The following is a 23,322-nucleotide window of genomic DNA, read 5'->3' as shown; positions in this document are numbered from 1 at the left end:
GCAGTCTAGTTGGCTTTTTGCCAGCCAATGCAACATCCGGAAGCAAATCAACACTGGCTCCGACCCCGGCAGGGCTTACCCTGGCCTTTCACCTGTGCCTCCTGGAGATGCGTTTGATGAACACCCGTGGACTGCTCGACCAACTGCTCAAATCCGGCCAGGCGCTGCTCGACAAGCAAGCCGGCGGTACTGGCAAACCCGGTACGACGGCAGGCCTTGGCAGCCTGCTCTCAGGGGCGGGCGGCGGCGCCCTGGCGGCAGGCGCCATGGGGCTGCTGCTAGGCAACAAGAAAGCCCGCAAGTTTGGCGGCAAAGCCCTCACCTATGGCGGCCTGGCGGCCCTGGGAGTATTGGCCTACAAGGCCTATGGCAATTGGCAGGCGCGTCAGGGCGATGCATCGCACCGTGAGCCGCAGACCCTCGACCGCGTGCCGCCGGCCCAGGCCGAACAGCACAGTCAGGCGGTGCTGCAGGCACTGGTGGCGGCGGCCAAGGCCGATGGTCATATCGATGACCGTGAGCGCGAGCTGATCGAAGGCGAGTTCACTCGCCTGGACAACGACCGGCAATTGCAGCACTGGCTGCATGCCGAGCTGAACAAGCCGCTCGATCCCGCCGAAGTGGCTCGTGCCGCGCAAACCCCGGAGATGGCTGCCGAGATGTACCTGGCCAGCGTGATGATGGTCGACCAGGAACACTTCATGGAGCGAGCCTACCTGGATGAACTGGCGCGCCAGCTCGGCCTCGACCCTGCGTTGCGCCAGTCGCTCGAAGAGCAGGTCCGCCAGGTTGGCGAAGCCGGATAAAAGCAACAGGCGATTTGCTTCTTCACAGATTGCCGGAGGGTAGGCCCAGCCCATGTCCTGCCATCTATGACGGTTCTACCCTCATCCCAAGCGACAAAAGCATAGGATGCCTGGGCTCTACTTCGGCGATTTTTCCCGCTCGTAGTGAATTCCTGAGGGCTGAATGTGAAGAACTGGACCTTGCGCCAACGGATCCTGGCAAGTTTCGCCGTGATCATCGCCGTCATGCTGCTGATGATCGTGGCGGCCTACTCGCGGCTGGTGGCGATCGAGAAGGCCGAGCAGGCCGTAGGCACGGACAGCATTCCAGGCCTCTACTACAGTTCGATGATCCGCAGTTCCTGGGTCGACATGTACGTCACCAGCCAGCAGTTGGTCGGCCTGTCCAACCGTCGCGAGATCACCCCGGCTGACATGGAGCTGTTCAAGGGCTTCGACGATCGCCTCAAAGAACACATGGCCGGTTACCAGGGCACCATCCAGGACGCCGATGATCAACAGCGTTTCGATCAGTTCATCAAGCAGGAAAGCACCTACGTCAAGCTCGTCGAGCAGGTGTTGGAAACCTACCGGCAGCGCAATTTCAGTGAGGCCGAGCGACTGGTCACCGACGAGCTGGCTCCGGCTTGGATGGAGGGTCGCAAGCTGCTCAATGCAGTGATCGAGCACAATCGAGAATCTGCCGACGCCGCCTCAGCGCAGATCGTCAGCGCGGTTGCCACTGCCAAGGGCAGCATGATCGTGTCGCTGCTGTTGGCGATCATAGCCGCAGGGGTGTGTGGCCTGTTGCTGATGCGTGCCATCACCTCCCCCGTACAGCGCGTGGTCCATGCGCTGGACAAGCTGCGTTCAGGCGACCTGAGCATGCGTCTGAGCCTGGAGCGCAAGGATGAGTTCGGCGCCATCGAAAGCGGTTTCAACGAAATGGCCGAGGCCCTGGCCAACCTGGTCGCCCAGGCCCAGCGCTCGTCGGTGCAGGTGACCACATCGGTCACCGAGATCGCTGCCACTTCCAAGCAGCAGCAGGCCACAGCCACCGAAACCGCGGCCACCACCACCGAGATCGGCGCCACTTCGCGGGAAATCGCTGCGACCTCGCGTGATCTGGTGCGTACCATGACCGAGGTCACCAGCGCCGCCGACCAGGCGTCGAGCCTTGCCGGTTCCGGCCAGCAGGGGCTGGCACGCATGGAAGACACCATGCATCAGGTGATGGGCGCCGCCGACCTGGTCAATGCCAAGCTGGCGATCCTCAACGAGAAAGCCAGCAACATCACCCAGGTGGTGGTGACCATCGTCAAGGTCGCCGACCAGACCAACCTGTTGTCGCTCAACGCCGCCATCGAGGCGGAGAAAGCCGGTGAATACGGACGCGGCTTCGCCGTCGTGGCCACCGAGGTGCGCCGCCTGGCGGACCAGACCGCCGTCGCTACCTATGACATCGAGCAGATGGTGCGCGAGATCCAGTCGGCGGTATCGGCTGGGGTCATGGGCATGGACAAGTTCTCCGAGGAAGTGCGTCGTGGCATGGCGGAGGTGCAACAGGTAGGTGAGCAGCTCAGCCAGATCATCCACCAGGTACAGGCACTGGCCCCACGGGTGCTGATGGTCAACGAGGGCATGCAGGCCCAGGCGACCGGCGCCGAGCAGATCAACCAGGCGCTGGCCCAGCTCAGCGATGCCAGCACCCAGACCGTCGAGTCGCTGCGCCAGGCCAGTTTCGCCATCGACGAATTGAGCCAGGTAGCCGCGGGTCTGCGCGGTGGTGTGTCGCGATTCAAAGTCTGACCGTGATGAACGACCTGCACCCCAAGACTGCAGCGGGCTCAGCCAAGAGCGCGCTGTACTTGCAGTTTCACCTGGGTGGCCAGCGCTTTGCCCTGGATGTGCGTGAGGTGATCGAAGTGTTGCCAAGGCGCCCGCTAAAGCCGATTGCCCAGGCACCGGTCTGGGTGGCCGGCATCCTCGCTCACCGCGGCCAGTTGGTGCCGGTGATCGACCTGGCCGCCTTGAGCTTCGGCGTCCCTGCCGAGCAGCGCACCAGCACTCGCCTGGTCCTGGTGCGTTACCGCAGCGAGCGAGCGCTCGGGCTGGTACTGGAGCAGGCCACCGAGACCTTGCGCTGTCAGCCCGACGCCTTCCAGCCGTATGGTCTGGACAACGGCGACGCCCGCTATCTGGGGCCGGTACTCGAAGACGCCCAGGGCCTGTTGCAGCGCATCGAAGTGGACGACCTGCTCTGCGATGCCGTGCGCCAGATGCTGTTTCCCACCGTTGCGGGCGAGGAGGCGACATGAGCGAGCAGCGCTTTTTCCGGTTCCTGCAGGCGCGGATCGGTCTGGACGTCGACTCGGTCGGCGTGCCGATGGTCCAGCGTGCCTTGCGCCAGCGCTGCGTAGCGACCCATGCCGGCGACCTCGACGATTATTGGCTGCGCCTGCAGCAATCGGCGGATGAGCAGCAGGCGCTGATCGAGGCGGTGATCGTTCCCGAAACGTGGTTTTTCCGTTATCCCGAGTCCTTTACCGCCCTGGTCGGTCTGGCCCACAAGCGCCTGGCCGAACTGGCCGGGGCGCGCCCGCTACGGCTGCTGAGCCTGCCCTGCTCGACCGGGGAGGAGCCCTATTCCCTGGCCATGGCGTTGCTCGACAGTGGGATGGCGGCGCAAGCTTTCCGCATCGACGGCATGGACGTCAGTCCCAGTTCGGTGGCCAAGGCCGAGCAGGGCATCTATGGCCGCAATGCCTTCCGTGGCGGCGACCTGGCGTTCCGTGACCGGCACTTCGACCCCGTCGAGGACGGCCATCGGTTACATGACCGGGTTCGTCAGTCGGTCAGCCTGCAGGTGGGCAATGTCCTGGACCCAGGGCTGGCCAGTCGCGACGGGCTGTATGATTTCGTGTTCTGCCGCAACCTGCTGATCTATTTCGATACGGCCACCCAACAGCGCGTGTTCGAGGTGCTCAAGCGTCTGGCCCACGCCGAGGGTGTGTTGTTCATCGGTCCGGCCGAAGGCAGCCTGCTGTCCCGCCTGGGCATGCGTGCATTGGGCATTCCACAGGCGTTCGCCTACGCCCGCCAGGCGGACGCGCCAGCAATGCCGATCGCGCCGGACAGTCGCGTGCTTCCACGGCCCACTGTAGCTGCCGTGCCGCCCTTGCGCAGCCTGCCGGAGCGGCCCAGGCCGATTGCGCCATCGCCGCCCCCTTCGGCGCCGGCCGAAACTGCGGAACAGTTGCTGGCCAGCATCACCCGTCAGGCCAACGCCGGCGAGCACGCCCAGGCCCGCGCCGGTTGCCAGCGTTACCTGCGCACGTTCCCGCCCCATGCCCAGGTGTACTACTGGCTCGGACTGCTCAGCGACACAGAAGGCGATGCCGCGCAGGCGCTCAGTCACTACCGCAAGGCCTTGTACCTGGAACCCCAGCACACCGAGGCGCTGATCCAGCTGGCCATGTTGCTGGCGGCCCAGGGCGATGAAGCCGGAGCCCGCCGTCTGCATGAACGGGCCGCACGCATTGGCCGGGAGCCTGAACGATGAATGGCGAACAGTTGCTGCAAACGCTCGCTCAGCAGGATCAGCTCATCGATGATTGCTGGAACCGGATCGGCGTCCATGGCGACAAGCAGTGTCCTCTGCTGGTGCGGCACATTCACTGCCGGAACTGCGAGGTGTATGCCGCGGCAGCGACCCGCTTGCTCGACCGCTATGCCTTGCTCGATGCGGATGAACTGGCACCTGCGCCGCCGCCCGAGCGCGTCGATGGCCGATCGTTGTTGCTGTTCCGTCTGGGCGAGGAGTGGCTGGCCCTGGCCACCGCCTGTCTGGCGGAGGTCGCGCCCATGCAGCCGGTGCACTCGCTGCCCCACCAACGCTCGCGGGTATTGCAGGGTGTGGCTAATGTCCGCGGTGCATTGGTGCCCTGCGTATCGCTGGCCGACTTGCTCGAGGTGCCGGTCGCGCCGCCCGGCGCAGCAGTCGGGCGTGCGTTGCCACGCATGCTCATCCTGGCTGCCAATGGTGGGCCGGTGGTGATCGCCGTGGACGAGATCGACGGCATCCATCGCCTCGACTCCTCCCGGCCGGACAAGCAGCCCGACGCCGCGCCGTTCACCGCTGCGGTACTGCAGTGGCGTGGACGCAGCGTGCGCGTGCTGGACGAATTACATCTACTGTCTGCCGTGCAGCGGAGCCTGTCATGACCCCAGAGCAAATGCGCGACGCATCGCTGCTCGAACTGTTCGGCCTGGAGGCCGAAGCGCAGACCCAAGTGCTCAACGCCGGACTGCTGGCGCTGGAACGTGACCCAACCCAGGCCGAGCAGCTCGAAGCCTGCATGCGCGCGGCCCATTCGCTCAAGGGCGCGGCGCGCATCGTCGGCATCGATGCCGGGGTCAGCGTGGCCCACGCCATGGAAGATTGCCTGGTGGCGGCGCAGGAGGGACGCTTGCGTCTGCGCGCCGAGCATATCGATGCCTTGCTGCGCGGCACCGACATCCTGCTGCACATTGCCACACCCGGCGACCAGCAGGGAGAGGGGGCCGTTCCGGGTTTTCTGGCACACCTGGCCGCTCTGCTTGACGGTACGGCGGCGCTGCCGGTACCCCCGGCGCCGTCCCCCACGCCCCAGGCCCCGCCGAGCGAAGCGGTGACCATCGATAGTGCAGTCCTACCTGCTGTCGAGATTGAACCGGAACCTGCGCCCAGGCCTGGCAAGCGTAACCTCGAAGGCGGCGAGCGGGTGCTGCGCGTCACCGCCGAACGGTTGAACGGCCTGCTCGATCTGTCGAGCAAGGCGCTGGTCGAAACCCAGCGGCTGAAACCCTATCTGGCGACCTTGCAACGGCTCAAGCGCATGCACGGACAGGGCATGCGCGCCCTGGATGGCTTGAAGGTGCAACTCGAAGGCAGCGGCCAAGGTCCAGAGGTGCTCGAGGCATTGGCCCAGACCCAGCGTCTGCTGGCGGAAACCCAGCAGATTCTGCAACAACAGGCCGCCGACCTGGACGAGTTCGGCTGGCAGGCCAGTCAGCGCGCCCAGGCCCTCTACGACACGGCGCTGGCCTGCCGCATGCGGCCATTGGCCGACGTCCTCAGCGGACAGAGCCGGATGGTCCGGGATCTGGGGCGCTCGCTGGGGAAGCAGGTGCGTCTGCACATTGAGGGCGAGAAGACCCAGGTCGATCGCGACGTCCTGGAAAAGCTCGACGCACCGCTGACACATCTGCTGCGCAACGCGGTCGATCATGGCATCGAACTGCCCGAGCAACGGACTTTGGCGGGCAAGGCCCAGGAGGGAGTGGTCCGCTTGCGGGCCTCGCACCAGGCAGGTCTGCTGGTGCTCGAACTGTTCGATGATGGTGCTGGCATCGACCTGGAGCGGCTGCGCCGCAGCATCGTCGAGCGCGGTCTGGCACCGCTGGAGAGCGTTTCGCACATGAGCGAAGCGGAGCTGCTGGCGTTTCTGTTCCTGCCCGGTTTCAGCTTGCGCGACCAGGTCACCGAGGTGTCTGGCCGAGGTGTCGGACTCGACGCGGTGCAGCACATGGTGCGCGGTTTGCGTGGCTCGATCGAGCTGACCCAGGAAGCTGGTCAGGGTTGTCGCTTCCAGCTCGAAGTGCCGCTGACCCTGTCGGTGGTGCGCAGCCTGGTAGCGACGGTAGGTGGGGAGGCCTACGCCTTTCCCCTGGCACATATCGAACGCACCCTTGAGGTCGAAACCGGGCAGATCGTGCAGATCGAAGGGCGCCAGCATTTCTGGCACGAGGGCCGGCATATAGGCCTGGTGGCGGCCAGCCAGTTGCTCAACCGTCCAGCGGGGCAGGGGGATCAGTCGCGCCTTGCGGTGGTGGTGATTCGCGAGCGGGAGCAGCTGTATGGCGTTGCCGTGGAGCGTCTGATCGGCGAGCGGGTATTGGTGGTGATGCCGCTGGATGCCCGCCTGGGCAAGGTTCAGGACATCTCCGCAGGCGCGCTGCTCGATGACGGCTCGGTGGTGCTGATCGTCGACGTCGAAGACCTGTTGCGCTCGGTGGAAAAACTGCTCAGCAGCGGTCGCCTGGAGCGGGTCGAGCGCGGCGGCCAGGACGGGCGCGGCCAGGTACGCAAGCGCATTCTCGTGGTCGATGACTCGCTCACCGTGCGCGAACTGCAACGTAAGCTGCTGAGCAACCGAGGCTACGAGGTCGCGGTGGCGGTCGATGGCATGGATGGCTGGAATGCTCTGCGTGGTGACCGCTTCGACTTGCTGATCACCGACATCGACATGCCGCGCATGGATGGCATCGAGCTGGTCACCCTGGTGCGCCGCGATCAACGGCTGCAGAGTCTGCCGGTGATGGTGGTGTCGTACAAGGACCGGGAGGAAGACCGGCGGCGTGGCCTGGACGCTGGCGCCGACTACTATTTGGCCAAGGCCAGCTTCCATGACGATGCGTTGCTGGATGCCGTCGGCGAATTGATTGGAGGTGCTCAGGGATGAAGATCGCCATCGTCAACGACATGCCCCTGGCAGTCGAGGCCCTGCGCCGCGCACTGGCCTTGGAGCCCGCGCACCAGGTGTTGTGGGTGGCCCACGACGGCGCCGAGGCGGTACGTCGCTGCGCCGAGGACATCCCGGACCTGATTCTCATGGACCTGCTCATGCCGGTGATGGACGGCGTCGAGGCAACCCGCCGGATCATGGCCGAGACGCCCTGTGCCATCGTCATCGTCACGGTCGACCGCAAACGCAACATGGACCGGGTATTTCAAGCCATGGGCCATGGCGCCCTGGACGTGGTCGACACACCAGCTGTGGGCGTCGGCGACCCGCGCGAGGCGGCGGCGCCGCTGCTACGCAAGATTCTCAACATCAGTTGGCTCATCGGCCATCAAAGACCACGTGCCACTTCGGCGATCGCTGCCCCGGCGCGTGATCTGGCGCAGCGCCATGGCCTGGTGGCCATCGGCTCCTCGGCGGGCGGGCCTGCCGCCCTCGAGGTCCTGCTCAGGGGGCTACCGCGCACGTTCGCGGCAGCCATCGTGCTGGTCCAGCATGTCGACCAGGTCTTCGCCGCCGGTATGGCCGAGTGGCTCGCTAGCGCCGCCGGTCTGCCGGTGCGTCTGGCGCGGGAAGGCGAACCGCCGCAACCCGGCCAGGTGTTGCTGGCTGGCACCAATCACCATGTTCGCCTGCTGCACAATGGCCAACTGGCTTACACTGCCGAACCTGTGGATGCGATCTATCGACCGTCGATCGATGTGTTCTTCGAGAGCGTGGCGCAATACTGGCGTGGCGAGGCGGTGGGGGTTTTGCTGACTGGCATGGGCCGCGATGGCGCTCAGGGGCTTAAACTGATGCGCGAGCGAGGCTTCCTGACCATCGCCCAAGACCAGCACAGCAGCGCGGTATTCGGCATGCCCAAGGCGGCTGCGGCGATCGGCGCGGCAATGGAGATTCAACCGCTGGAGCGCATTTCCGGGCGGTTGGCGGAGATCTTCGGCAAATGATGATACGCAATGAATCAGGCCGCCTGTCCGGTACTGATCGGGTGAAAAAGGATGAATGATCAACCGCTCGACGGGCTGACCACCAACGAAAACGCAGCGATGGTGCTGCTGGTCGATGACCAGGCCATGATTGGCGAAGCTGTAAGGCGCGGGTTGGCCCAGGAGGAGAACATCGATTTCCACTTCTGCGCCGATCCCCATCAGGCCGTGGCCCAAGCCATGCGCATCAAGCCCACGGTGATTCTGCAGGATCTGGTCATGCCGGGGCTCGATGGCCTGACGCTGGTGCGTGAATACCGCAGCAACCCGGCTACCCAGGACATTCCGATCATCGTCCTGTCGACCAAGGAAGACCCGCTGGTCAAGAGTGCGGCATTTGCTGCCGGAGCCAACGACTACCTGGTGAAGTTGCCGGACAGCATCGAGCTGGTCGCGCGCATTCGCTACCACTCACGCTCCTACCTGACCCTGCTGCAGCGCGACGAGGCCTACCGCGCGTTGCGCGTGAGCCAACAGCAACTGCTGGACACCAACCTGATGCTGCAGCGGTTGATGAATTCCGACGGCCTCACCGGGCTGTCCAACCGTCGGCACTTCGACGAGTACCTTGAACTCGAGTGGCGTCGGGCCATGCGTGAGCGGCAGCAACTGTCGCTGTTGATGATCGATGTCGACTATTTCAAGGCATACAACGACAGTTTCGGCCATCTGGCCGGTGACGAGGCCCTGCGTCAGGTCGCCGAGGCATTGCGCGGCACCTGTGCACGGCCGACCGACCTGCCGGCCCGATATGGCGGCGAAGAATTCGCTTTGGTGTTGCCCAATACCTCGCCCGGCGGGGGCCGGCTTATCGCCGAGAAGCTGCGTCAGGCGGTACTTGCCCTGAATATTCCCCACACCGCGCCCGTCGCTGACTCGTGCCTTACCGTGAGCATTGGCCTGGCCACCCAGACGCCGCCGGTCGGCAGCCATTGCCGACAGTTGATATCGGCGGCGGACAAAGGTTTGTACATGGCCAAGCACAATGGACGTAACCAGGTGGGCGTTGCGTGATGGCCGCTTGACAGGCGTCGTCTGCCAGCGACCCATCGCGCATCGTGGTCAAGGCTTCTTGGCAATGAGCTTGTAGACCCTGTCGAGGGACTCGTAGCGGATCGTGCATTCTTCGCCTACCAATTTGAAGTTCACGACTGCCTTTATCTTGTAGTTGTCGCTTTCCTCCAGGGCGGCGCTGCGTGCGTAACCGCTTACGGTGCAGGGATTCAAGGCATCCGCTGGAGGCAACGTCGAGCTCGACGACCAGCGGCTGCCATGGATGCTCACCGTGACATATTCGAGGCCTGGAATGGCCTCGTCGAGCCCTGGGTACTGTACGGAAACCGGGTTGCTCGCTCCCGCAGAGGGGTCGTATTCCAGGACGTTTCCTACAGCTTGGGTAAAAATTGGCGGCTCGATGTGGAAATCTTCCAGACGCTGCAGGGTTTGCTCATAGGTATTGTTCATGCTCATTCGCTCCTGAACCGAGAGGCAGGCGACTTGCCTGACCGTGGATCCAGTGTGCGCAGTTGCTGGTTGTCGGAAAACTGGCAGTTCTGTTAGGCCAGCGCGGGCTGACCGCTGCCTTGTGACTGGGGAAAATGCGCGGTGTGGGCGCCCAGCGGGCTGCTCCGACGCCTGGGATGAGTTATACTCGCGGGCTTTTCACAGAATTCGTACGAGAGCCGCGCACCCATGGAAATCCAACCGATCCTGAACACCATCAAGGACCTCACCGAACGCTCCCAGTCCATTCGGGGGTATCTTTGACTACGATCACAAGCATGACCGCCTGATCGAAGTCAACCGCGAGCTGGAAGACGCTGCCGTCTGGAACAAGCCCGAGTACGCCCAGGCCCTGGGCCGTGAGCGCGCCATGCTGGCCCAGGTCGTCGAGACCCTGGACAAACTGTCCGGTGGCCTGGCCGACTGCAAGGACCTGCTCGACATGGCCGTCGAAGAAAATGACGAAGGCGCCGTCGGCGACGTCGTGACCGAGTTGCAAGGCCTGGAAGAAAACCTGGCCCAGCTTGAGTTCCGTCGCATGTTCAGCGGCGAGATGGACATGAACAACGCCTACCTGGACATCCAGGCCGGCTCCGGTGGTACCGAGGCGCAGGACTGGGCCAACATCCTGCTGCGCATGTACCTGCGCTGGGCCGACAAGCGTGGCTTCGACGCCACCATCATCGAGCTGTCCGAAGGGGAAGTCGCCGGCATCAAGGGCGCCACCGTGCACGTCAAGGGTGAGTACGCCTTCGGCTGGCTGCGCACCGAGATCGGCGTGCACCGTCTGGTGCGCAAGAGCCCGTTCGACTCCGGCGCTCGTCGCCACACCTCGTTCTCGGCGGTGTTCGTCTCTCCTGAAATCGACGACAAGGTCGAGATCGAGATCAACCCGTCCGATCTGCGCATCGACACCTACCGCTCCTCCGGCGCCGGTGGTCAGCACGTGAACACCACCGACTCGGCGGTCCGTATCACCCACGTGCCGACCAACACCGTGGTGGCCTGCCAGAACGAACGGTCCCAGCACGCCAACAAGGACACCGCCATGAAGATGCTGCGGGCCAAGCTGTACGAGCTGGAAATGCAAAAGCGCAACGCCGCGTCGCAGGCACTGGAGGACAGCAAGTCGGACATCGGCTGGGGCCACCAGATCCGCTCCTACGTGCTGGACGACTCGCGTATCAAGGACCTGCGTACCGGCGTCGAGCGCAGCGACTGCCAGAAGGTCCTGGACGGCGACCTCGACCAATACCTGGAAGCGAGCCTCAAGCAGGGGCTGTAAGCCGCACACCACTGCCGCGATGCCTGGCCATCCGCCGGTATCGCGTGCCCTGCCCGAAAAGGGCAACGAACACCTGATGGAAAGAATGACGACATGAGCGACCTCAAGACCGAATCGCAAGACCTGCAACAGGAAGAAAACGCCCTGATCGCCCTGCGCAAGGAAAAACTTGCCGCAGAACGCGCCAAGGGCAATGCCTTCCCCAACGACTTCCGTCGCGACAGCTACTGCAACGACCTGCAGAAGCAGTATGCGGACAAGACCAAGGAAGAGCTGGAAGCAGCCGCGATCCCGGTCAAGGTTGCCGGCCGCATCATGCTCAACCGTGGCTCGTTCATGGTCATCCAGGACATGACCGGTCGAATCCAGGTCTACGTCAACCGCAAGACCCTGCCGGAAGAAACCCTGGCGGCGGTCAAGACCTGGGACCTGGGCGACATCATCAGCGCCGAAGGCACCCTGGCCCGTTCCGGCAAGGGTGACCTGTACGTCGAGATGACCGACGTGCGCCTGCTGACCAAGTCGTTGCGCCCGCTGCCGGACAAGCACCACGGCCTGACCGACACCGAACAGCGCTACCGCCAGCGCTACGTCGACCTGATGGTCAACGAGGAAACCCGCCACACTTTCCGGGTGCGCTCGCAGGTGATCTCGCACATCCGCAAGTTCCTCATCGAGCGCGACTTCCTCGAAGTCGAGACGCCGATGCTGCAGACCATCCCTGGCGGCGCCGCGGCCAAGCCGTTCGAAACCCACCACAACGCCCTGGACATGGCCATGTTCCTGCGTATCGCGCCGGAGCTGTACCTCAAGCGGCTGGTGGTCGGTGGGTTCGAGAAGGTGTTCGAGATCAACCGCAACTTCCGTAACGAAGGCGTCTCGACCCGGCACAACCCTGAGTTCACCATGCTCGAGTTCTACCAGGCCTACGCCGACTATCGCGACAACATGGACCTCACCGAGGAACTGTTCCGCGAGCTGGCGCAGCTGGTACTGGGCAGCACCGACGTGCCTTACGGCGACAAGGTGTTCCACTTCGGCGAGCCATTCGCCCGTCTTTCGGTGTTCGACTCGATCCTCAAGTACAACCCGGAGCTCACTGCCGCTGACCTGCAGGACGTCGACCGTGCCCGTGACATCGCCAAGAAAGCCGGTGCCAAGGTGCTGGGTCACGAAGGCCTGGGCAAGTTGCAGGTGATGATTTTCGAAGAGCTGGTCGAGCACAAGCTGGAGCAGCCGCACTTCATCACCGAGTACCCCTTCGAAGTCTCGCCGCTCGCCCGCCGCAACGACGACAACCCGGCTGTCACCGACCGCTTCGAGCTGTTCATCGGTGGCCGCGAGATCGCCAACGCGTACTCCGAGCTCAACGATGCCGAAGACCAGGCCGAGCGCTTCCTGGCCCAGGTGGCCGAGAAGGACGCCGGTGACGACGAAGCCATGCACTATGACGCTGACTTCGTGCGTGCGCTGGAGTACGGCATGCCGCCAACGGCCGGTGAGGGCATCGGTATCGACCGTCTGGTGATGCTGCTGACCAACTCGCCGTCGATTCGCGATGTGATCCTGTTCCCGCACATGCGCCCGCAAGCCTGAGCGAAGTGAACAAGCCGCCTTTCGGGGCGGCTTTTTATTGCCTGTACACTGGTACTGGCAGTGCTGGCCTCTTCGCGGGCCCAGGCAAACCACCGTCCATGAGGTACACCCCGTGACACCCGCAATGGCTCATCAAGGCGCCGCCGGCATCGCCACCGCCGTCGCCGAAAGCGTGCAATACCAGGGGCGCAAGACCGCCCGCCAGGGCAGTGAGCAACGTCGCCAGGCGATTCTCGACGCCGCCATGCGCATCGTCGTGCGCGATGGTGTGCGCGGTGTACGCCACCGCGCCGTGGCAGCCGAGGCCGATGTGCCGTTATCGGCCACCACCTACTACTTCAAGGATATCGAGGACCTGCTCACCGATACCTTCGCCCAGTACGTCGAGCGCAGTGCCGCCTATATGGCCAAGCTCTGGGCCAACACCGAGGTCGTGCTGCGCCAGTTGCTGGCCCAGGGCGATGGCAGTGCGCAGTCGCGGGCGCGGCTGGCGGACGAAATCGCGCGCATGACGGTCGACTACGTTCAGCGCCAGTTGCTCAACCGTCGCGATTTCATGATGGCCGAGCAGGCGTTCCGCCAAGAAGCCTTGTTGTGCCCTCGGCTGGCCGAGCTGGTGTGCGCCCACGAGCAGATTCTGCTGCACGGCGCCCGCCAGCTGCTGCAGGTGGTCGGCTCGCAGCAACCGGAACAGGACGCCCAGATGTTGACGGCGATTATCGAGCAGATGGAATATCAGGGCCTGCTCAAGGATGCCGACGCGCAAGCCGATGGGCAGATGCTCGCTATGCTTACCCGTTATCTGCACCTGGTGCTGGCATCGGCCTGAGCCGAGATATCTTTCAAGGAGAAGTAGATGAAGGCCTGGCGTGTGCTGTTGTTGACCTTGTCATTTCTGCTGCTGGGCGGTTGTCTGGTGACCTTTCATGAGCCGCTGCCGAGCAACCAGGCAGCGCCCAAGGCCTTGCTCGGCAAATGGAGCAGCAAGGATGCCTGGGGCGAGCCGCTGCGGCTGACCATCAGGCGCAGCGGTGGCGATGCCTACACGGCGGTGGCCACGGCAAAGGGCAAGGCGCCGGAGCAATACACGTTCACCGTTTCGCGACATGGCAACCGCTGGTACCTGTCTGCTGGGGTGCCGAAGCGTCTGGGCGGCAACTTCCTGATCGGTGGGTTCGACATCGTCGATGGCAAGGAGCTGGTGGTCTACAACCTTGATGTCGACCAGGTCCTGCAGGCCGTGCAGAACAAAGAACTCTCGGGGCGTAGCACCCAGGTAGACGAAGAGGACGGTGACGGCGTGCTGATCGACAGCCCTGCCGCGCGGGTCCTGGCGTACCTGGACGACCCGGCCAATTCCGACCTGTTCGTCGAGGTGGCGCGGTTCCAGCGCTCCGGTAAGTAGCGAATTACGCGTGCGCCTTTGAACAAGGAGTCCCCAGTGGACGAATACCAGCAGACCATCCGCGCCCTGTCCGACCGCATCGTCGCAGCGCAGACGCCGATCCGTGTGCTCGATGCGGTGAAGTGGGATGACAACATCCGTCAAGGCTTCCTCAAGGCCAGGGGCAAGGAGCCGCCGGCGGTCGATCGCGCTTATTATCAATCGCGTCCATTGGCATTCGATTCCAGCGCGGTGAAGGCCGAATTCCAGGGGATCGAGCGCGATATCATCCGCCAGCTCGGCCAGTTCAATCCGGTCGGGCAGATCATGAAGCGCATGTGCCGCGAATACCGAATGGTGGTGCGCATGCTCGAGGCGCGAGGCACCGAGGACTTTGGCCTGATCTCCCAGGAGCTCTACGGCGCCGCGTCGGATGCCTTTCATGCCGGTGACCCGACCCTGGCCGATCTGGGGTTGATGCTCTCGGACTACCTCAACAACATCGATGGCCGCGGCGACCTCAAGGACGAGCCAAAGAACCTCACTGCCAAGCAGGCCGTGGAAATCCTCCAGCACCGGCTGAACAAAGTGTTCGGCGAGGCGGAGGGGACCATCCGCGTGTTCGAATCCGACGGGATCGTCGCCGACGCCGCGGCGGGTGCCGACTACATCAAGGTGCGTGCCGACGCCATGTTCAACAGCCGCGATGTGCGGGCCCTGGAGGTTCATGAGGGGCTGGTGCATGTCGGCACCACGCTCAATGGCCTGAATCAGCCGATCTGCACCTTTCTGGCCAAGGGGCCGCCCTCCTCGACAGTGACCCAGGAGGGTCTGGCGATCCTCATGGAGGTAATCGCCTTCGCCTCGTATCCCAGTCGCCTGCGCAAGCTGACCAACCGTACCCGCGCCATCCACATGGTCGAGGAGGGGGCGGACTTCATGCAGGTCTATGAGTTCTTCCGCGCCCAGGGTTTCGAGATGGCGCAGAGCTACAGCAACGCCAGTCGGGTGTTCCGCGGTTCGGTGCCCGATGGATTGCCATTCACCAAGGACTTGTCCTACCTCAAAGGCTTCATCATGGTTTACAACTACATTCAGTTGGCCGTGAAGAAGGGCAAGCTGGAGCAGATTCCACTGCTGTTCTGCGGCAAAACCACTCTCGAAGACATGCGGACCTTGCGCCAGTTGGTAGAGGAAGGGCTGGTGGAGCCGCCCAAGTATCTGCCGGAGCAATTCCGCGACCTCAACGCCCTCTCGGCGTGGATGTGTTTCTCCAACTTCCTCAATCACCTGAGCCTGGATCGCATTGAAGCCGACTACGCCAACATTCTCTGATCGCTGTCGCCTGCTGGTGTTGGCCGTGGCCCTGCTGGGCCTGGCCGGGTGCAGCAGCTTGCTGTTCTATCCCGAACCTGGAGAGCCTTTCACACCGCAGCGGGCCAAGCTCGAGTACCGGGATCTGACCCTGACCACCCGCGATGGCATCCGTTTGCATGGCTGGTGGCTTCCGGCCAAGGCCGGAGTCACGGTCAAGGGCACGGTGCTGCACCTGCACGGCAATGGCGGCAACCTGGCGGGGCACCTGGGCGGCAGCTATTGGCTGCCGGAGCAGGGCTATCAGGTGCTGATGATCGATTACCGGGGCTATGGGTTGTCCGAGGGCAAGCCAAGCCTGCCTGAGGTCTACGCCGATATCGACGCAGCGATGGTGTGGCTTGCCCAGGCGCCCGAGGTTCAGGGCAAGCCGCTGGTGTTGCTGGGCCAGAGCCTGGGTGGAGCGATGGCCATTCATTACCTGGCGGCGCACCCGGAGCAGAACGCGCGCTTCAGCGCGTTGGTATTCGATGGCGTGCCTGCCAGCTACCGCGCGGTCGGTCGCTATGCCTTGAGCACCTCGTGGATGACCTGGCCGTTGCAGGTGCCGCTGTCCTGGCTGGTGCCGGACGGCGACAGCGCGATTCGCTCGATCGAGCGGCTGAGCAGCCCGCCGAAGCTGTTCTTCCACAGCATCGACGACAATCTGGTGCCGATGGACAACGGCATCCGCCTGTACCAGCACGCACCACCTCCGAGGGTGTTGCAACTGACCCGTGGCGGCCATGTGCAGACCTTCGCCGACCCGGTATGGCGCCAGGTGATGCTGCGCTTCCTCGATGACCCAAGCCATTTCAACGGCCTGCGCCGGCTTGCCGAAGTGCCCAACTATCCTGACGAGAAGAACAAGCAATGAGTGAAGAACGCAACGCCATCCCGTTGATCCTGACCGGTGTCGGCAGCATCATCGTGACGGTGGGGGCCCTTTGGTACTACGGCTACCTGCATTTCGCCAAGCCTGAGGATGCCCTGCTGCTGCAGGACTACACCATGCTCAAGACGGTCCCCGGCGAGGACTACAAGGTGTCCCTCGACCCCGCGCCGCAGGTGGCGCAATGTGTCGATGGCGTGCTGGTGTTGTTCGATACCCAGCAGAAGGGCCTGACCGGAGTCCTGGTGGACAACCGCAAGCGGGCGGTGCGCTGCATGGGCGAGGAAACGCCGCAGCAGGTGCAGTGAGCTGCGGTCTTCGCGAAGGGGGCCGCAAAACAAGGGGGTCTTCACGGAATGTTGGGAAAGAGTGGCTGTGATTGGTTTGGCGGCAGGTTGGTGGGAGCCACCAGGGGTTTGTCTTAGGGGTTGAGGTGGCGCTCGATCTCACAGGCGCCAAATACCTTATGGCAGACACCAAAAAAGCCCCGCACAGCTGGCGGGGCTTTCTATTACCTGCGGTATCGCTTAACGCTGGCTGACCGAACGCGGTGCCACGGGCTGGTTGTCGTTGGAGATGGTCACCTCCACTCGACGGTTCTGCGCGCGGCCCGAGTTGCTGGAGTTGTCCGCGACCGGGTACTCCTTGCCATAACCCTGAGCGACGATGCGCGATGGATCGACACCGGCACGTACCAAGGCCATGCGCACGCTGTTGGCGCGGCGCTCGGACAGGCTCTGGTTGTAGCTGGCCGAGCCGACGCTATCGGTATAACCCTCGACGATCACCTTGCGCTCCGGGTTTTCCTGAAGGAACTGGGCCAGCTTGGTGATGTTGGGGTAGGCACTGCTTTTGAGCTCGGCCTTGTTGAAGTCGAACAGCACGTCACCGAAGGTCACCAAGGTGCCACGGTCGGTCTGTTTGGCGTTGAGGCTCTCCTGCAGTTTCTTGATCTGTGCATCACGTGCGTCAAGCTTGGCCTGGGCACGTTGCGCAGAGGCGTTCTTCAGCTCGTTTTCGGCGGTGCGCAGGGCAATGGTCTGCTTGGCCACTTCGACGCGCTGGTTGGTCAGGTAAGCCAACTGGTCGACTTTCTCAGTGTCCTCGCGTTCCATGAAGGCCTTGTCGGCTTTGTTCAGCCAATCTTGGGCATCCTTGGTTTCCAGTGCTGCGATTTTGCTCGACTGCGGGTCGCTTTGCAGCGAAGAGAAGTTGGTGCGGGCCGACTCCAGGTTGGGGTTCGGATCGTGCGAGCAGGCAGCGAGACCGACACTCAGGGCCAGCAGGGCGGGAATCATGACGTAGTTGCGCATAGTGTTCATCCTTTGATCGTTGGCGAAGGCTGGGGTTGGCTGCACAGGGCTCATTGAGCGCTGCGCAGGCCTTCCTCACGTACGTCCTGAACGCCCTGGCGGGCATCCTGCACGGCCTTCTGGGCCTTGGCCGCCTGGGCCTTGCGCTCGGCGACGCGGGCATCCCATTCGGCCTGTTCGGCCAGACGCTTGGCTTCGTCGTACTTCTTGTCGTGCATGGCGATTTCGGCCTGCTTGAACTTGTCCTGCGCCGCTTTCATTTCGACGGCGGCGAACTCGGTGCCGCCGGCACTTACGGCGGAGTTCACGGCGGACTTGGTCACGGCATACTGCTCGGTCGGCGGGTTGCCGGCGCAGCCAGCAAGGACCAAGCTACTGCCCAGTGCCAGCGCGGCCAGCTTGAACCCGCGCAGGTGATTGGATGAGGGTTTCGAAGTGCGGGTCTTCATGGTGGTCAGCTCCATTGGATCACTCCTGATAACGACGATGTCCGTAGCAGTCCATCGCTCAATCCCTGACAGTTCCGCGCGCTTCAGCCGAACGGTGCACAACGGCAGGTGTGCAGGGTTTTAGCGTGATGGCTATTGGCTGGGACTGGGGTTTTTTTCCAATGGTTCAGAAAAATTACACATGCAACGGCAATTATTTCTGACTGGTCAGTCAGCGGCGAGGGCGGCTGGCTGCGGGGCCGAACGCCGGTCGGCGGGCCGTTTCGGCGCGCCGACCGGCGTGGTGCGGTCATTCCTGACTGTCTTGCGCCGTGTTGCTCAGGGTGTGCAAGTGGCGCCGGGAAAGGCTGAGAAAGCGCGGGGTGGGGCCAATGTCTTCATACAGCGGATCACCTTCCTCATCGGTGGCGATGACCTGGCTGCCAGGCACATAGGGAAAACTTGCCTCCACCTCTTCGAGGGCGGCTGCGACCAGTTCGCCGAGCAGTTCTTCGGCCGTACGTTTGGGGTACATCTCGATCAGCGCTGCCAGGCGTGCTTCGGACTCCAGGTCCAGGTGCAGCACATGGCTGGTCGGGCTCATGCGCCCGGCGGCGTTCTGTTCCCAGTGTTGTGCGAGTTCGCGGATTTTCATGATGACCTCTGTCTACGCCTGTGAAAGGCTGCATTGCATCGGAGTGCTCTGTCTTCACTTTAGTTTGCTTTGCCTGATCGCGGCTTGCCACAGGGCCCCGGCTGTGGGCACTCTTGGGGTTGTGCTGTTGACGACAAGCGTGCGGGCTAGCCGCGCCGAAGAGAGGGCCAATGACCGATATCGATGTGCGATTGCGTGAAGATGTCCATCTGTTGGGGGAGTTGCTCGGCGAGACCATTCGCCAGCAGCACGGCGACGCCTTTCTCGGCAAGATCGAGGACATTCGCCACAGTGCCAAGGCCGACCGCCGTGGCGCCGCCGAGCAGTTGAGCTCGACCCTGGCCAACCTCGGCGAGGACGATCTGTTGCCGGTGGCCCGGGCATTCAACCAGTTTCTGAACCTGGCCAACATGGCCGAGCAGTACCAGTTGATCCGCCGGCGCGACGCCGACCAGCCAGAGCCGTTCGAGGCTCGGGTACTGCCGGAGTTGCTGGCGCGGCTGAAACAGGCCGGTCACGGTAACGATGCGCTCGCCCGACAGTTGGCCAAGCTGGATATCCAACTGGTGCTCACCGCGCATCCCACCGAAGTGGCGCGGCGCACGTTGATCCAGAAGTACGACGCGATCGCCGGGCAACTGGCTGCTCAGGATCATCGCGATCTGACCGCAGCCGAGCGGCAACAGGTGCGCGAGCGTCTACGTCGGCTGATCGCCGAAGCCTGGCACACCGAAGAGATCCGCCGCAGCCGGCCGACCCCGGTGGATGAAGCCAAGTGGGGCTTCGCGGTGATCGAGCACTCGCTGTGGCAGGCGGTGCCCAATCACTTGCGCAAGGTCGACGCGGCGTTGTTCGAGGCGACCGGACTGCACCTGCCGCTGGAGGCCGCGCCGATCCGCTTTGCCTCTTGGATGGGAGGCGACCGTGACGGCAACCCCAACGTCACGGCGGCGGTGACTCGGGAAGTACTGCTGTTGGCGCGCTGGATGGCGGCCGACCTGTTCCTGCGCGACATCGATGCCCTGGCCGCAGAGCTGTCCATGCAGCAGGCCAGCAGCGCCGTGCGTGAGCGGGTAGGCGACAGCGCCGAGCCCTACCGGGCGCTGCTCAAGCAATTGCGCGACCGCTTGCGAGCGACGCGCACCTGGGCCCACGCCTCTTTGGCTGGCAGCCAGCCGGCCAATCCCGGCGTGTTGGTCGACAACCGCGACCTGATCGCACCGCTCGAACTCTGCTACCAGTCGCTGCATGAATGTGGCATGGGTGTGATCGCCGATGGCCCGTTGCTCGACACCTTGCGCCGCGCCGTGACCTTCGGCCTGTTCCTGGGCCGCCTGGACGTACGCCAGGATGCCGCCCGGCACCGCGACGCGCTGTCGGAAATCACCGATTACCTGGGGCTGGGCCGTTATGCCGATTGGGACGAAGAACAGCGTATTGAATTCCTTCAGGCCGAGCTGAAAAACCGCCGTCCTCTGCTACCGGCGCATTTCAAGCCCCAGGCCGACACCGCCGAAGTGCTCGCCACTTGCCGCGAGGTCGCCGCGGCGCCTGCCGCCTCGCTGGGCTCCTATGTGATTTCCATGGCCGGAGCGGCATCGGATGTGCTGGCGGTGCAATTGCTGCTCAAGGAAGCCGGCCTGACCCGGCCGATGCGGGTGGTGCCGCTGTTCGAAACCCTGGCCGATCTGGACAACGCCGGGCCGGTGATGGAGCGCCTGCTCAGTTTGCCGGGCTACCGCGCCGGCTTGCGTGGTCCGCAAGAAGTGATGATCGGCTATTCCGACTCGGCCAAGGATGCCGGCACCACTGCCGCTGCCTGGGCCCAGTACCGCGCCCAGGAAAACCTGGTGCGCATCTGCCGCGAACACCAGGTCGAGTTGCTGCTGTTCCATGGCCGGGGCGGTACCGTGGGCCGTGGCGGTGGTCCGGCCCATGCGGCGATCTTGTCGCAGCCGCCTGGCTCGGTGGCGGGGCGTTTCCGTACCACCGAGCAGGGTGAGATGATTCGCTTCAAGTTCGGCTTGCCAGGCATCGCCGAACAGAACCTCAACCTCTACCTGGCGGCCGTCCTCGAAGCCACCTTGTCGCCGCCACCGCCGCCGGAGCCGGCCTGGCGAGCGCTGATGGATCAGTTGGCTGCTGACGGCCTCAAGGCCTATCGGGGCGTGGTACGCGAAAACCCGGATTTCGTCGAGTATTTCCGTCAGTCGACCCCTGAGCAAGAGCTTGGGCGTCTACCGCTGGGCAGTCGCCCGGCCAAGCGACGGGCCGGAGGTATCGAGAGCCTGCGGGCGATCCCGTGGATTTTCGGCTGGACCCAGACGCGGCTGATGCTCCCGGCCTGGTTGGGCTGGGAGACGGCGTTGAGCAATGCCCTGGGACGTGGCCAGGGCGAGTTGTTGGCGCAGATGCGCCAGCAATGGCCGTTCTTCCGCACGCGCATCGACATGCTCGAGATGGTCCTGGCCAAGGCCGACGCGCAGATCGCCGAAGCCTACGACGAACGTCTAGTGCAACCGGAGTTGCGTGGCTTGGGTGCGCACCTGCGCGACCTATTGTCGCAGTCCTGCCAGGTGGTGCTAGGTTTGACCGGTCAGCAGGTGCTACTGGCGCACAGTCCGGAGACGCGGGAATTCATCAGCCTGCGCAATACCTACCTGGACCCGCTGCATCGCCTCCAGGCCGAACTGCTGGCGCGTTCACGCAGCCGCGAAGCCGCTCTGGACAGCCCATTGGAGCAGGCCTTGCTGGTGACCGTCGCCGGTATTGCCGCAGGTCTGCGCAACACCGGCTGAGACTGCAGCTTTACCCTGCAGGGCAACAGTGATCGAGGTGTGGCAAGAGGGGCCGGAGAGTGGTTGCGCCGGGCGCAACCACTCGCCGGCAGGGGCGTGAATGGCCCAATCCTGCAACTTTGTGGCGCTTGTCTGGCTGCCGAGCGCTGTGTATCTTGAGCAGCCTTTTGACCGATTTATGGTCTTACCCGATTTTCCGGACTTGGCCCAGGTTGCCGAATCCATTGAATTTCATAAAAAAATTTGAGGAGCACAAGATGCGCGTAATTCTGCTGGGAGCTCCCGGGGCCGGTAAAGGTACTCAGGCAAAGTTCATCACCGAAAAATTCGGTATTCCGCAGATCTCCACTGGCGACATGCTGCGTGCCGCCGTCAAGGCCGGCACCCCGCTGGGCCTGGAACTGAAGAAAGTCATGGACGCCGGCCAGCTGGTCTCGGACGAACTGATCATCAGCCTGGTCAAGGAGCGCATCGCCCAGCCGGATTGCGCCAATGGCTGCCTGTTCGACGGTTTCCCGCGGACCATTCCCCAGGCTGAAGCCATGGTCGCCGCCGGTGTCGACATCGACGCCGTGGTCGAGATCGCCGTCGACGACGAAGAGATCGTCGGCCGTATGGCGGGTCGCCGCGTGCACCTGGCGTCGGGTCGTACCTACCACATCCAGTACAACCCGCCGAAAGTGGAAGGCAAGGACGACGTCACCGGTGAAGACCTGATCCAGCGCGACGATGACAAGGAAGAAACCGTGCGTCATCGCCTGTCGGTCTACCACAGCCAGACCAAACCTCTGGTGGACTTCTACCAGAAACTGTCCGCCGACAACGGCGGCAAGCCGAAGTACAGCCACATCGAAGGCGTCGGTTCGGTCGAAGCCATTACCGCCAAGGTGCTGGCAGCGCTGAGCTGATCCATCACCGCGCGTCACAACGGCCCGCTTGCGGGCCGTTGTCGTTTATACTGCCGCTCTTTTCCCTCGCACCCTGGAAACCCGTTCGATGACCACCCTGCTGGCCCTGGATACCGCCACCGAAGCCTGTTCCGTCGCATTGCTGCATGACGGCAAGGTGACCAGCCATTACGAGGTGATCCCGCGCATGCATGCCCAGAAGCTGCTGCCGATGATCAAGCAGCTGCTGGCCGAATCCGGTGTAGCGCTCAATGCACTGGATGCCATCGCCTTTGGCCGTGGCCCAGGGGCGTTCACCGGTGTGCGTATCGCCATTGGCGTGGTCCAGGGCCTGGCGTTTGCCTTGGAGCGCCCGGTACTGCCGGTATCCAACCTGGCCGCCTTGGCCCAGGGCGCTCTGCGCGAACACGGTGTGCAACAGGTGGCTGCCGCGATCGATGCGCGGATGGACGAGGTGTATTGGGGCTGCTACCAGGCCGAGGCCGGTGAAATGCGCTTGATTGGCCAAGAGGCGGTCCTGCCGCCAGAACGCGTCATCCTGCCCGCAGGCATGGGCGGCGACTGGTTTGGAGCCGGTACAGGCTGGGGCTACGGCGAGCGGCTGGCTGTGCAGGTCGGCGCGCACAATGCCGCCGCGTTGCCCACTGCCCTGGATGTCCTCAGCCTGGCGGAGTTCGCCTGGAGGCGGGGCGAGGCGATTGCCGCCGAGCAGGCGCAACCGGTATATCTGCGCGATAATGTAGCGACACCCAAGACGCGTTGAAGGTCGCCCGTCGGTTATTGCCGGTCACGATAAAACCTTTTACCCGAACTGTGGTCCAGTTATCACGCGGGCATTAGCGAAGGATCCCTGGTGCTGCTAAATTGCCA

At 63.7% G+C, this 23,322-nt stretch carries 23 protein-coding genes; 19 read left to right on the top strand and 4 right to left on the bottom strand.

Going from position 1 to position 23,322, the window contains the following annotated elements; all coding sequences use genetic code 11:
* Positions 1 to 116 precede the first annotated feature (116 nt).
* The 8 genes from KY379_RS07250 (at position 117) to KY379_RS07215 (ending at position 9,351) form a co-directional block, all read left to right on the top strand.
* Positions 117 to 806: a tellurite resistance TerB family protein gene (locus KY379_RS07250; RefSeq protein ID WP_133326123.1), complete on the top strand. Its 690-nt coding sequence runs from the start codon at positions 117 to 119 to the stop codon at positions 804 to 806.
* A 165-nt stretch (positions 807 to 971) separates the two neighbouring features.
* A complete protein-coding gene (locus tag KY379_RS07245; RefSeq protein WP_133326121.1) occupies positions 972 to 2,594 on the top strand; it encodes a methyl-accepting chemotaxis protein in 1,623 nt (540 codons plus the stop codon).
* A gap of 5 nt (positions 2,595 to 2,599) precedes the next feature.
* A complete protein-coding gene (locus KY379_RS07240) occupies positions 2,600 to 3,103 on the top strand; it encodes a chemotaxis protein CheW (protein WP_261239477.1) in 504 nt (167 codons plus the stop codon).
* Positions 3,100 to 4,347, top strand: coding sequence for a CheR family methyltransferase (locus tag KY379_RS07235; protein WP_261239478.1), 1,248 nt, complete (start codon positions 3,100 to 3,102; stop codon positions 4,345 to 4,347). The genes KY379_RS07240 and KY379_RS07235 overlap by 4 nt, the downstream gene beginning before the upstream one ends.
* Entirely contained in the window at positions 4,344 to 5,009 is a 666-nt protein-coding gene (locus KY379_RS07230) for a chemotaxis protein CheW (RefSeq protein ID WP_133326115.1), read from the top strand. Before KY379_RS07235 ends, KY379_RS07230 begins: the two co-directional genes overlap by 4 nt.
* A complete protein-coding gene (locus KY379_RS07225) occupies positions 5,006 to 7,288 on the top strand; it encodes a hybrid sensor histidine kinase/response regulator (protein ID WP_261239479.1) in 2,283 nt (760 codons plus the stop codon). Before KY379_RS07230 ends, KY379_RS07225 begins: the two co-directional genes overlap by 4 nt.
* Positions 7,285 to 8,298 (top strand): chemotaxis response regulator protein-glutamate methylesterase, encoded by a 1,014-nt coding sequence (locus tag KY379_RS07220; protein WP_133326112.1) that lies wholly within the window; start codon positions 7,285 to 7,287, stop codon positions 8,296 to 8,298. Before KY379_RS07225 ends, KY379_RS07220 begins: the two co-directional genes overlap by 4 nt.
* 51 nt (positions 8,299 to 8,349) lie before the next feature.
* Positions 8,350 to 9,351, top strand: a complete 1,002-nt coding sequence (locus KY379_RS07215) for a PleD family two-component system response regulator (protein ID WP_196172815.1) — start codon at positions 8,350 to 8,352, stop codon at positions 9,349 to 9,351.
* 48 nt (positions 9,352 to 9,399) lie between these two features.
* On the opposite strand, the gene KY379_RS07210 is transcribed toward KY379_RS07215, so the two are convergent.
* Positions 9,400 to 9,801: a hypothetical protein gene (locus tag KY379_RS07210; RefSeq protein WP_196172814.1), complete on the bottom strand. Its 402-nt coding sequence runs from the start codon at positions 9,799 to 9,801 to the stop codon at positions 9,400 to 9,402.
* A 228-nt stretch (positions 9,802 to 10,029) separates the two neighbouring features.
* On the opposite strand from KY379_RS07210, the gene prfB reads away from it, so the two are divergent.
* The 7 genes from prfB to KY379_RS07175 all read left to right on the top strand — a co-directional run bounded on the left by prfB (position 10,030) and on the right by KY379_RS07175 (position 16,658).
* A protein-coding gene (gene prfB, locus KY379_RS07205) for a peptide chain release factor 2 (protein WP_133326106.1) occupies positions 10,030 to 11,125 on the top strand; the annotation gives its coding sequence in 2 pieces (ribosomal slippage) (positions 10,030 to 10,101 and positions 10,103 to 11,125; 1,095 coding nt in all).
* A 93-nt stretch (positions 11,126 to 11,218) separates the two neighbouring features.
* Positions 11,219 to 12,721: a lysine--tRNA ligase gene (lysS, locus tag KY379_RS07200; RefSeq protein WP_196172812.1), complete on the top strand. Its 1,503-nt coding sequence runs from the start codon at positions 11,219 to 11,221 to the stop codon at positions 12,719 to 12,721.
* Between the two features lie 124 nt (positions 12,722 to 12,845).
* Positions 12,846 to 13,550, top strand: a complete 705-nt coding sequence (locus KY379_RS07195) for a TetR/AcrR family transcriptional regulator (RefSeq protein ID WP_133326102.1) — start codon at positions 12,846 to 12,848, stop codon at positions 13,548 to 13,550.
* Positions 13,551 to 13,577: 27 nt separating this feature from the next.
* On the top strand, positions 13,578 to 14,126 hold the full coding sequence (locus KY379_RS07190) for a hypothetical protein (protein ID WP_133326100.1): 549 nt from the start codon (positions 13,578 to 13,580) through the stop codon (positions 14,124 to 14,126).
* Positions 14,127 to 14,162: 36 nt separating this feature from the next.
* Positions 14,163 to 15,440 carry a flavohemoglobin expression-modulating QEGLA motif protein gene (locus tag KY379_RS07185; protein WP_133326098.1) on the top strand — a complete coding sequence of 426 codons (1,278 nt, stop codon included), beginning with the start codon at positions 14,163 to 14,165 and terminating at the stop codon, positions 15,438 to 15,440.
* The gene (locus KY379_RS07180) at positions 15,412 to 16,335 is read left to right on the top strand and encodes an alpha/beta hydrolase (RefSeq protein ID WP_133326096.1); all 924 of its coding nucleotides are present in this window, start codon (positions 15,412 to 15,414) and stop codon (positions 16,333 to 16,335) included. Before KY379_RS07185 ends, KY379_RS07180 begins: the two co-directional genes overlap by 29 nt.
* A complete protein-coding gene (locus KY379_RS07175) occupies positions 16,332 to 16,658 on the top strand; it encodes a hypothetical protein (RefSeq protein ID WP_009686993.1) in 327 nt (108 codons plus the stop codon). The genes KY379_RS07180 and KY379_RS07175 overlap by 4 nt, the downstream gene beginning before the upstream one ends.
* 219 nt (positions 16,659 to 16,877) lie before the next feature.
* Here KY379_RS07175 and KY379_RS07170 read toward each other — a convergent pair whose 3' ends face one another.
* The 3 genes from KY379_RS07170 to KY379_RS07160 form a co-directional block, all read right to left on the bottom strand.
* Positions 16,878 to 17,663, bottom strand: coding sequence for an OmpA family protein (locus tag KY379_RS07170; protein WP_261239480.1), 786 nt, complete (start codon positions 17,661 to 17,663; stop codon positions 16,878 to 16,880).
* 50 nt (positions 17,664 to 17,713) lie between these two features.
* Positions 17,714 to 18,127, bottom strand: a complete 414-nt coding sequence (locus KY379_RS07165; RefSeq protein WP_133326092.1) for a DUF4398 domain-containing protein — start codon at positions 18,125 to 18,127, stop codon at positions 17,714 to 17,716.
* Positions 18,128 to 18,401: 274 nt separating this feature from the next.
* On the bottom strand, positions 18,402 to 18,746 hold the full coding sequence (locus KY379_RS07160; RefSeq protein WP_133326090.1) for a pilin assembly protein: 345 nt from the start codon (positions 18,744 to 18,746) through the stop codon (positions 18,402 to 18,404).
* Between the two features lie 170 nt (positions 18,747 to 18,916).
* Here KY379_RS07160 and ppc point away from each other — a divergent pair, with 170 nt between their 5' ends.
* The 4 genes from ppc to tsaB all read left to right on the top strand — a co-directional run bounded on the left by ppc (position 18,917) and on the right by tsaB (position 23,215).
* A complete protein-coding gene (gene ppc, locus KY379_RS07155) occupies positions 18,917 to 21,544 on the top strand; it encodes a phosphoenolpyruvate carboxylase (RefSeq protein WP_133326088.1) in 2,628 nt (875 codons plus the stop codon).
* Positions 21,545 to 21,644: 100 nt separating this feature from the next.
* On the top strand, positions 21,645 to 21,791 hold the full coding sequence (locus KY379_RS07150; RefSeq protein ID WP_165976039.1) for a hypothetical protein: 147 nt from the start codon (positions 21,645 to 21,647) through the stop codon (positions 21,789 to 21,791).
* Between the two features lie 10 nt (positions 21,792 to 21,801).
* Complete coding sequence (gene adk / locus KY379_RS07145) at positions 21,802 to 22,452, top strand: adenylate kinase (protein ID WP_133326086.1); 651 nt, start codon at positions 21,802 to 21,804, stop codon at positions 22,450 to 22,452.
* A gap of 88 nt (positions 22,453 to 22,540) precedes the next feature.
* Positions 22,541 to 23,215: a tRNA (adenosine(37)-N6)-threonylcarbamoyltransferase complex dimerization subunit type 1 TsaB gene (gene tsaB, locus KY379_RS07140; protein WP_261239481.1), complete on the top strand. Its 675-nt coding sequence runs from the start codon at positions 22,541 to 22,543 to the stop codon at positions 23,213 to 23,215.
* Positions 23,216 to 23,322 lie beyond the last annotated feature (107 nt).

Origin of the sequence: Pseudomonas sp. HD6422 (genome assembly GCF_025377065.1) — a bacterium.
GTDB lineage: Bacteria > Pseudomonadota > Gammaproteobacteria > Pseudomonadales > Pseudomonadaceae > Aquipseudomonas > Aquipseudomonas putida_U.
Note: the sequence above shows the minus strand (reverse complement) of the source record. Positions and strands in the feature narration are given on the sequence as shown.

Coding starts and splice junctions, on each gene's coding strand:
- KY379_RS07250 (WP_133326123.1), top strand. CDS start 117: ATGAACACCCGTGGACTGCTCGACCAACTGCTCAAATCCGGCCAGGCG.
- KY379_RS07240 (WP_261239477.1), top strand. CDS start 2,600: ATGAACGACCTGCACCCCAAGACTGCAGCGGGCTCAGCCAAGAGCGCG.
- KY379_RS07235 (WP_261239478.1), top strand. CDS start 3,100: ATGAGCGAGCAGCGCTTTTTCCGGTTCCTGCAGGCGCGGATCGGTCTG.
- KY379_RS07230 (WP_133326115.1), top strand. CDS start 4,344: ATGAATGGCGAACAGTTGCTGCAAACGCTCGCTCAGCAGGATCAGCTC.
- KY379_RS07225 (WP_261239479.1), top strand. CDS start 5,006: ATGACCCCAGAGCAAATGCGCGACGCATCGCTGCTCGAACTGTTCGGC.
- KY379_RS07220 (WP_133326112.1), top strand. CDS start 7,285: ATGAAGATCGCCATCGTCAACGACATGCCCCTGGCAGTCGAGGCCCTG.
- KY379_RS07215 (WP_196172815.1), top strand. CDS start 8,350: ATGAATGATCAACCGCTCGACGGGCTGACCACCAACGAAAACGCAGCG.
- KY379_RS07210 (WP_196172814.1), bottom strand. CDS start 9,801: ATGAACAATACCTATGAGCAAACCCTGCAGCGTCTGGAAGATTTCCAC.
- lysS (WP_196172812.1), top strand. CDS start 11,219: ATGAGCGACCTCAAGACCGAATCGCAAGACCTGCAACAGGAAGAAAAC.
- KY379_RS07195 (WP_133326102.1), top strand. CDS start 12,846: ATGGCTCATCAAGGCGCCGCCGGCATCGCCACCGCCGTCGCCGAAAGC.
- KY379_RS07190 (WP_133326100.1), top strand. CDS start 13,578: ATGAAGGCCTGGCGTGTGCTGTTGTTGACCTTGTCATTTCTGCTGCTG.
- KY379_RS07175 (WP_009686993.1), top strand. CDS start 16,332: ATGAGTGAAGAACGCAACGCCATCCCGTTGATCCTGACCGGTGTCGGC.
- KY379_RS07170 (WP_261239480.1), bottom strand. CDS start 17,663: ATGCGCAACTACGTCATGATTCCCGCCCTGCTGGCCCTGAGTGTCGGT.
- KY379_RS07165 (WP_133326092.1), bottom strand. CDS start 18,127: ATGGAGCTGACCACCATGAAGACCCGCACTTCGAAACCCTCATCCAAT.
- KY379_RS07160 (WP_133326090.1), bottom strand. CDS start 18,746: ATGAAAATCCGCGAACTCGCACAACACTGGGAACAGAACGCCGCCGGG.
- ppc (WP_133326088.1), top strand. CDS start 18,917: ATGACCGATATCGATGTGCGATTGCGTGAAGATGTCCATCTGTTGGGG.
- KY379_RS07150 (WP_165976039.1), top strand. CDS start 21,645: ATGGCCCAATCCTGCAACTTTGTGGCGCTTGTCTGGCTGCCGAGCGCT.
- adk (WP_133326086.1), top strand. CDS start 21,802: ATGCGCGTAATTCTGCTGGGAGCTCCCGGGGCCGGTAAAGGTACTCAG.
- tsaB (WP_261239481.1), top strand. CDS start 22,541: ATGACCACCCTGCTGGCCCTGGATACCGCCACCGAAGCCTGTTCCGTC.